The 6782-nt window shown below is 70.1% G+C and carries 8 protein-coding genes and 3 pseudogenes; 7 read left to right on the top strand and 4 right to left on the bottom strand.

All coding sequences use genetic code 11. The annotated features are described in order from the left end of the window. Nucleotides 1–198: 198 nt before the first annotated feature. A pseudogene (locus tag ABT245_RS45395) lies at nucleotides 199–447 on the bottom strand (pyridoxamine 5'-phosphate oxidase family protein); the annotation flags it as partial. 329 nt (nucleotides 448–776) lie between these two features. Here ABT245_RS45395 and ABT245_RS45400 point away from each other — a divergent pair. Continuing rightward, nucleotides 777–1535, top strand: coding sequence for a hypothetical protein (locus tag ABT245_RS45400; protein WP_351746899.1), 759 nt, complete (start codon nucleotides 777–779; stop codon nucleotides 1533–1535). Between the two features lie 575 nt (nucleotides 1536–2110). On the opposite strand, the gene ABT245_RS45405 is transcribed toward ABT245_RS45400, so the two are convergent. Beyond that, entirely contained in the window at nucleotides 2111–2422 is a 312-nt protein-coding gene (locus tag ABT245_RS45405; RefSeq protein ID WP_351746902.1) for an ester cyclase, read from the bottom strand. 31 nt (nucleotides 2423–2453) lie between these two features. Beyond that, nucleotides 2454–2675 carry a hypothetical protein gene (locus ABT245_RS45410; protein ID WP_351746905.1) on the bottom strand — a complete coding sequence of 74 codons (222 nt, stop codon included), beginning with the start codon at nucleotides 2673–2675 and terminating at the stop codon, nucleotides 2454–2456. Here ABT245_RS45410 and ABT245_RS45415 point away from each other — a divergent pair. After that, a pseudogene (locus ABT245_RS45415) lies at nucleotides 2659–2901 on the top strand (hypothetical protein); the annotation flags it as partial. The gene ABT245_RS45410 and the pseudogene ABT245_RS45415 sit on opposite strands and share 17 nt — an antisense overlap. Before the next feature lie 112 nt (nucleotides 2902–3013). Continuing rightward, a complete protein-coding gene (locus ABT245_RS45420; protein WP_351746920.1) occupies nucleotides 3014–3634 on the top strand; it encodes an NAD(P)-dependent oxidoreductase in 621 nt (206 codons plus the stop codon). A gap of 189 nt (nucleotides 3635–3823) precedes the next feature. Here ABT245_RS45420 and ABT245_RS45425 read toward each other — a convergent pair whose 3' ends face one another. Continuing rightward, nucleotides 3824–4861 carry a hypothetical protein gene (locus ABT245_RS45425; protein ID WP_351746908.1) on the bottom strand — a complete coding sequence of 346 codons (1038 nt, stop codon included), beginning with the start codon at nucleotides 4859–4861 and terminating at the stop codon, nucleotides 3824–3826. A gap of 191 nt (nucleotides 4862–5052) precedes the next feature. Here ABT245_RS45425 and ABT245_RS45430 point away from each other — a divergent pair, with 191 nt between their 5' ends. The 4 genes and pseudogenes from ABT245_RS45430 to ABT245_RS45445 all read left to right on the top strand — a co-directional run. Then, complete coding sequence (locus tag ABT245_RS45430) at nucleotides 5053–5316, top strand: helix-turn-helix transcriptional regulator (protein WP_351746911.1); 264 nt, start codon at nucleotides 5053–5055, stop codon at nucleotides 5314–5316. A 169-nt stretch (nucleotides 5317–5485) separates the two neighbouring features. Then, a pseudogene (locus ABT245_RS45435) lies at nucleotides 5486–5617 on the top strand (DUF6083 domain-containing protein); the annotation flags it as partial. Between the two features lie 31 nt (nucleotides 5618–5648). Then, nucleotides 5649–6338: a DUF6083 domain-containing protein gene (locus ABT245_RS45440; protein WP_351746914.1), complete on the top strand. Its 690-nt coding sequence runs from the start codon at nucleotides 5649–5651 to the stop codon at nucleotides 6336–6338. After that, a partial coding sequence (locus tag ABT245_RS45445; RefSeq protein WP_351746917.1) for a hypothetical protein occupies nucleotides 6335–6782 on the top strand: 448 nt, incomplete at its 3' end. The genes ABT245_RS45440 and ABT245_RS45445, both read left to right, overlap by 4 nt.

Consider the following 6782-nt stretch of genomic DNA (forward strand, 5'->3'; position numbering starts at 1 on the left):
ACCCGCGCAGGTAGCAGTCACCCTTCGCCCGCTGATCCCGCCGCGGCACCGAAGCGAACACATCCGCCACGAACCCGGCTAACTCCGACCGGAGATCCTCCACTTGCCGCATGTCCATCCACCCACCGTGCCTCCGGACGAACACAACCGGCAAATGACACCTAACGGAGCCCTACTAGATAGCGGACCAGCTTGCGTCGGCACGTCGAACGGCACGAACTCAGCCTGCCCCCGGGCGATCACCTGCCGGACACGTCCCGTCACGAGATCGCATTCGTCCACCACGAGCGCGACCTCGGGGTCGTTCTTCACTCGGTCGAACAAACGGGTCCACGGGCCCGTCAGCACCCAGAACGCGCCGTCCTCCCACAGGAACCAGACCGGGCGCACGGTGGGTCCACTGGTGGCAAGGCGAGCGGTGAGCGGCTGCTGCAGGAACGTGTCCACATCGAAGCTACGAGATGTCACCTCGCCAATCCTGTGGTGCCACGCGTCTCCTGCCTACCGCCCTCCGACCCAGGACCACGGCAGCACGGCAGCACGGCAGCACGGCAAGAACGTGACACGGCCCGATGCCCCAGGGTGGGGAATTACGTGACGTTAGCCCTGGGGAAAACCCGGCTCTGGCGCTGATCTTGTGACCTGTCCCTGGGCGATTGCGAGCGCTGCGAGAGCCGAGAGGCGGTCATACTGATGACAGCGGGAACCCTGACTCGGTAAGTTAGTGATCTTCGGCTGGCGCAAGCTCCCGGAGTCCCTGAAGGTGAACGTCCGTGATGAACCTCGATCAGCCCCGCGCACGCCTTCGTCTCGACGCCGCACTGGACGGCCTGGCCGTCACCTTCCGCGGGATGACCGCTCGCCCCAACGAGTACAACTGCGACTGCCACTGGGGCAGCGCGGAAGACCTCGCGCAGCTCAAGGTGGCGGACGCGGAGCTGGACTTTGATCTCCTGCAGCGCACATGGCAGGCAACCGACTGGAGAGATCACGCATCCGTGCTGCGCCGGATCCTGCCTCAGTTCGCCTCGGCCCTCGTCAGCGGCCGCATCGAACCTCTCTTCGGCATGGAGAGGGTCGGGCTTGCGTTCGCTCTTGGCAACTGGCGAGAGTGGCCTACCGAGCAGGCCGCCACAGTGGAGGAGTTCCTGCAGGCCTGGTGGGCGTACACGCTCACCGATCCGGATCCCGCCGTGCCTGCGCATGACCTTCTTGTCCTGACCGCCGAGGCCACGGGCACGCTGAGCCAGTGGCTCGACGCCTGGGAATCACTGAGTGACCCTGTCGCAGACGGACACCTGGCCGAGGCGGCAGACCACTGGGAGTACGACCTGCTCGGTGACCAACTTCCCTGGAGTGCCTGGGAGAACGAGGAAGAGATGCGCGCCGAGCTGACTGCCTGGCTTGTCCGCCACGCGCCTGCCCGGCTCCGTGCCCATGGCGCACCGGAGGACCTCCTTCACCGGATACGGCTCCTCGGCGTCACTGGACCCGACCGCTGGGAAGACCCGCACTGGCCCGGCCACCGCTACTGACCTACCGAACCTCCCTCTCCACCGGCCAGGCTGCGTCACAAGATCTGCGACAGAGCCGAAAAGCTTGATCGTCGACACGCCCGGCGCCTCACCGATGTCCCCGCCTTCACGGTCATGGTGGGCTCGCTGCTGCCGTACCACTCCGGCGTGAGCGCCGGATTGCGATCTCTCGGTTTCGGGACAGTGGGGTGAGGGACAGTGGGGTCTGGGTGTGTTGTTGCTGGTGGGTGGCGGTTTCGGGGTGTGGGTTCACTGTCATGAGGGTGATATTTCCGGGGGTATCGCTGTCGTGGGGGTGTTATCGCGTGCGGGGTGACGCTGTCTCAGTTTTGTGAGTTCTGATCCGCTGGCCGGTGGGTGGTTGGTGTGTGTGCGACGGCGTCGCAGCCAGGCGGTGCGCGCGGGCCGGTCGTGATGTCGGGTTTGGCATGGCACGCCCTGGTTCGATGGCGGGCGTCGGGAGGGGACCCGCTTCACGGTACCTCGTCGGCGGACTGTGTCACTGGGTGGAAGCCCGGGGAGGGATTCTCCCCGGGCTTCCCGGCTGTGGTCCGTAGCGGCGGCAGCTCTCTGCGTCAGGATGCCGCGCTGAACGTCGCTCCTAGCTGGCTGAGGAGTCCGACGTAGTCCTCGAGGTGCCAGCTCTGCACGATCCGGCCGCCTTCCACCCGGTGGATGTCGGATGCGTTGAACTCGACCTGCCTGCCCGTCGCGGGGATCCCCATCATCTCGGCCTTGTGGGTGCCCCGGGCGACGGTACGTACCGCCGCCCGGTCGCCGGAGACGACAACGTCCTCAATGGTGATGGTGATGTCGGGGAACACGTGGCGCAGGAAGGCGATCGTTTCCTTGAACCCCTCGGATCCCGCACTGACGTTGGGGGCCAACGGGTTGTTCTCCCAGTCGGGCGCCAGTACTTCATCGACCAGCTTCGGGGTCCACGACCAGTACGGCGAATCGGGTAGCCCCGACGAAGTCCTGCGCAAGTTCCAACTGGCCGGTGACCAACTCGCTGACCGGATCCATGACTTCGTACGACGCGGCGCCGCCACCTGACACACCAGGAATCCGCTGCAGGAGCCCGGTCACCCGCCACCCGCCCCACCGCTGGAAGACGACTCCTATGACGATCGACAACACGCTCCGCCCCCGCATCGTGGCCACCCGGACCCTGCCGGACACAGTGCTCGCGCGACTGCGTACGGTCGGTGACGTGTGGGTCTCCCCGCACGACAGACCGCTCAGCCCCTCGGAGCTGGGGCGCGCCGTCGCCGGGGCGACGTCCGTGGTCACGATGCTCAGCGACCGGATCGACGCCGCTGTACTCGCCGCGGCCGGCAGCGGCCTGCGGATCGTGGCGAACACGGCCGTCGGCTACGACAACCTCGACGTCAGAGCCATCGCCCGGCACGGAGCGGTGGTCACCCAACACCCCAGGCGTCCTGACCGATGCCACGGCAGATCTCACGCTCGCCCTCCTGCTCGCGGGGACACGGCGCGTCGCGGAGGGCGACCGCCTGGTGCGCTCCGGGGCGGCGTGGACCTGGGATGTGTCGTTCATGCTCGGCACCGGGCTGCAGGACAAACGGCTCGGTGTCATCGGGATGGGCCATATCGGCCGGGCCGTGGCCCGGCGCGCTGCGGCCTTCGGGATGGAGATCGTGAACTCCTCACGTCGCGACTCCCGTCCTGAAGCGCTCTCCCTCCCGGTCGGGCTCGACGAGTTGCTGGAGACCTCGGACGTCGTGTCTGTGCACTGCCCGCTGACTTCGCAGACCCGGCACCTGATCGACGCGGTCGCGCTGGAGCACATGAAGCCCAGTGCGTTCCTCATCAACACCGCCCGCGGAGCGGTCGTGGACGAAGCGGCACTGGCCCAGGCGCTTTCGACGGGCACGATCGCCGGCGCTGGCCTCGACGTGTACGAGAACGAGCCCGATGTGCATCCCGGGCTGCGCACACTCGACAACGTGGTGCTCGCCGCCCACCTCGGTTCCGCGACGGTGGAGACTCGCGCGCGCATGGCGGAGCTCGCGGCGGACAACGTCGTTGCCGTCCTGTGCGGCAGGGACGCGATCACGCCGGTCTCGGTGCCGTGATGCGGACAGGCCGCGACGGCTCCGTCAAGCCCCCTCACCGCGCCGCACGGGTCGCCGCCGGTGCCAGAGCGCAGCCTCATTGGCTGTCCGGATGAGAGGAGCAGGGAACTCCCTGCGCCGGTCGGCGCAGGGAGCTCTCGCGCCGAGTGGTCCGGGCGGAGAGGCGGCGGCGGAGGGAACAGGGCCGTCTCATCTTTGTGGTGTGGCGCGGTGGGGCGGGGAGTGCGCGGGCAGCTTCCACCGGACTTCGTCGTTGTCGTGATGGTGGTGCCAGGCGGTCACGAGGCGGGTGCGGACCAGCTGGTCGAGGAGGTCCTCCAGTTGCTGGGGCGGCTGCCCGCACTGGTGGGTGAGGGCATCGAGCTCGCCCCCGCCCGCCCCGGCGGTGCTGTGGGCGGCGAGGGCGAGTGCGGTCAGCCGCAGGGCGGAGGGCAGGGCGGGCGAGAGGGCCAGTGGAGCGGGATTCAGGGCCCATTGGGCGGCACGGATGCGCGCGGTGCGTCCCGGGGCCTGGTGGAGGACGGCGGCGTCGAGCAACTGTGCCTGGACGGGGGAGCCTCTGCGTCTGGGGCGGTGCAGCCAGCCGGCGTGCTCCAGCTCGAGCCACAGCTCCGCGCGGCCATGCAGCCGCATGCCGCGCAGGAACCCGTGGGGCATGCGGATCTGCCCGTGGCGGTCAGCGCGCAACGCGCACTGCAGGGCGAGCAGCCGGGCTGCGGGGGAGGAGAAGCGGGGCAGCGCTGTGGCGAGGTAGGTGAGCATTTCGCGTACGCGCTGCTGTTCTGCCGGGCCGAACGCGGGCGTGTTGCGCGCAGGGCGCGCCATGCCGGCGGCCGGCTGGGCGCGGCCGGTGCCGAGCAGGGTGGGCGGTACGACGGCGGTGTGGCTCATCGCCGCCGCGCAGGCGGCGCAGGCATCGGCCAGCCGCCACGCGCGCCCGCTGCGGTCGCAGGTCAGGGCGAGCAGGACGGGTCCCGCGCAGCCGCGGTGGCGCGGGTGCCAGTGGCAGCCTCTCGTCCGGCACTGGCAGGTGCGCAGATGCCCGGGTAGCGCGTCCGCGCGGGCGTGGCGGGCCAGATGGGTGAGGGCGGCCGAGCGGGCGGAGGCGGCCGGCAGGACAGGGCTGTGTGCGCAGCGGGGGCAGGTCAGGGCCGGTCCGCCCGTCTGCGGGCGCAGGTGCACCGTCCAGATCCGCTGCACCGCGGAGTGTGTGCTGGCAAGCCGCATCGGCTCGTTGTCCCTCCGGTCTGGTCCGCGTCGGCCTCGTGCGGTGGTCTCCCGGTACGCACGCGGGAGCCGCCCGCACCGTAGTGCAGATCTCTGCACTCGCGCAGTGCGAGTGTCCAGCGCGTCCACCTGCAGCGATAGTGCAGAAATCCGCACTGACAGGGCAGGTGTCTGCACCGTCCGATGGTGGGGTGACGATCTTGCCGCCCGACCCGGACCGCGACGCCCTGCGTGTGACGCTGGCGCGGCTGAGGAACGCGCGCGAGTGGACCTTCGACGAACTCGCCGGCCGCAGCGGCCTGGCCCGGCGCACGCTGATCGACCTCGAACACGGCCGAGCCGCAGGCACCGTCACCACCTGGCACGCCCTCGCGCACGCCTTTGATGTCCCCATCGAGCAGCTGCTCGGCTCGCTCTGCGACGACCACACCCCGCCCGGGCCCAAGGGCGCCTGACTTCGGTCGCGTCAGGCCTGGCGCGCCGCGTAAATCACCCGAACCGGCGAGCACGCATAGAACGCATACTCGTCGACTCGTATTGCCGTTCTATAGCGCTGGGCCGCCCGAGGGACTGCCCGCCCGCCAGCCCCACCCTCGGGGCGTGTCGCCTGGCACGGTCCTCGCCATGCGCCCCAACTCCACGCCCGGCTGCCACTGGGACGGCAGCCCCCGCACCGCCCCGGCGCGCCGTCCGCTGCGGGTGGCCGCCACCAGCCCCAGCCGCCTGCTGCGTGCCGGTCAGTGCGGCCGCTGCCCCCGGTGCGGCAACCGCATCGACCTCTACCCGCGTGCCGACGGGCGGCCCATCGCCCTGCATCCCGCCGAACTGGCCACCGCCCACGTCCCCGCCTCCTGCCACTGGCAACCTGAGCTCCGGCATCGCCCACCCGCACAGCGACGGCAGAGCATGGTGCCGCATTCCGCACGCCGTGCTCTGCCCGCAGCGCACTCCCCTCTGCCGGATCTGCCCACCCCTCAAGTCGGTGCGCCGCCAACTCGCCGTACGCACTCGCCGCCTGATCGACACCGGTGTCTTCACCACTCCCACGGCTGCCCCCACCAGTACAGCGCCTGACGGCCCCGACTGCCCGCTCGTGCGGATGCTGCTGGGCCACTACCTCGCCGACAGCCCCCTGGAGGCCATCCGCTGCGTAGCCCAGACCAGCCACCGAACCCGCTGCCCCCGTCCCGTCCTGGCCCCGGATGCCCCGCCCGGATCGTGGAGGCTGCTGCCTATCGGCCACCGACGCGGCCAACTCGCCCTGCCCGAGCAGACGACGGCCGTCTACGACCTCAGCCAGCTGCCCCATGCCGAACAACGGCGCTGGCGTATCCAGCGCTGTCCCGCGCACGCCACCACCCATGGCGCCGCCGGCCTGGCCCTGGCCGGATGGCAGATCTTCGATCCTCTTCTGCATGCCAAGCACCTGCGTACCGGTCTGCCGTACCCACCGGCACACGGCAGCAAAGAGAGGTGACGATGCCGCACCACGCCCTGGAAATCCTCCTGACCCGCCCGTTGGTCCCGGCTGAACTCCGTGACGCCGCCCGCGTGCTGCCGCTCGCGACCAACTACGACACCACCCGCCTCATGACCCTCGTACGCGCCAAAACCCCCGGCCGCGCCGCACACCGGCTGCGCCAGCACCTCGCCACCCGGCTCCCCGTGGACGTGATCACCACCCACTACCCGGACGCCGACGGGCAGGTCCTGCTCAACCTCGCCTTCCCGCCCGCCGTCCACGCCACGATCCGCCAGGCCGCCCAGGAGACGGGGCAGAGCCCGGAACTCTTCGTGAAGCTGGCCCTGCACCGTGCACTGGCCCAGCACGCCAGCGACGAGGCCGACCGGCTCGACCGGGCCGTGCAGCAACTGCTCGCCGGCACCACGACCGCACACCTCCTGGCAGCCGTCGGCCACG

The organism is Streptomyces sp. NPDC001508, assembly GCF_040298665.1.
Taxonomy (GTDB): Bacteria; Actinomycetota; Actinomycetes; order Streptomycetales; family Streptomycetaceae; genus Streptomyces.

Coding starts and splice junctions, on each gene's coding strand:
- ABT245_RS45425 (WP_351746908.1), bottom strand. CDS start 4,861: ATGCGGCTTGCCAGCACACACTCCGCGGTGCAGCGGATCTGGACGGTG.
- ABT245_RS45400 (WP_351746899.1), top strand. CDS start 777: ATGAACCTCGATCAGCCCCGCGCACGCCTTCGTCTCGACGCCGCACTG.